This is a genomic window from Streptomyces canarius, from assembly GCF_014650735.1.
In the GTDB taxonomy this organism is placed as follows: Bacteria; Actinomycetota; Actinomycetes; order Streptomycetales; family Streptomycetaceae; genus Streptomyces; species Streptomyces olivaceoviridis.
In genome coordinates this window covers 1-832 of record NZ_BMVN01000214.1, presented here as the reverse complement: position 1 = coordinate 832, position 832 = coordinate 1, and the positions used below count along the sequence as shown (strand labels likewise).

At 69.1% G+C, this 832-nt stretch carries 1 protein-coding gene; it reads right to left on the bottom strand.

Annotation, left to right across the window (positions count from 1 at the left end; all coding sequences use genetic code 11):
• Positions 1 to 150: 150 nt before the first annotated feature.
• On the bottom strand, positions 151 to 832 hold a 682-nt coding region (locus IE294_RS46940; RefSeq protein WP_189895414.1), incomplete at its 5' end, for an IS701 family transposase.

Below are 832 nucleotides of genomic sequence, written 5' to 3'. Positions count from 1 at the left end.
CCGGCACCCCGGCAGGAGAACTCATACAAGATCTAACGACGGACTACCGGCGCAGGACACTAGTAGGACTCCGTTAGGTCTGTCTTGATCTTGGTGTGGTCCTGTTGGGCAGGGGTTGGTGGCAGGTGGTGCAGATGCCGGTCCAGCAGTTCAGCAGGTCTTGGAGGGCGTTGAGGATCTGGTAGAGGGTGAGTCCGGTGTGTCGGCTTTTGGGGCCAGCCGCTGTTCGGTGAGGAAGGCGTGGGCGGCGGTGACCAGGGTGACGTGATGATGCCAGCCCGGCCAGGAGCGGCCTTCGAAGTGGTCCAGGCCCAGACCGTGCTTGAGTTCGCGGTAGTCGTGCTCGATGCGCCAGCGGATCTTCGCCAGGCGGACCAGGTCCGGGATCGGGGTGTCCTCAGGCAGGTCGGACAGCCAGAAGCGGGTCGGTTCGTCCTCGCCGTCGGGCCACTCGGCCAGCAGTCGCACCTCGGGCAGGACGCCGTCCCACCGGCCGTGCCCGGCCACCGCGGCAGCCTGGGCCAGTCGACGCGGTCGCACCCCGGCCGGCCGGACCCGCACCGCGAGGAAGCGGGAGGTCATCGGGCCGCGTGAGCCTTCCCGCCAGGTCACCTCGGTGAAGGCTTCCCGTCCGGTGGCCGCGGCCAGTTCCGCCACCGTCACTGGTTGATGCCGGTAGCGGGGAACCGGCCGGCGGCCGTTGCCGGACCAGGCGGCGACAGCGGGAACCGCCTCATGCGGCTGGACGGTGATATCGCCGCGGATGCCGACCACGTATGCGATGTCCCGCTCGGCCAGCCCAGCGCGGAAGTCGGCGTTCTGGCCGTAGCCG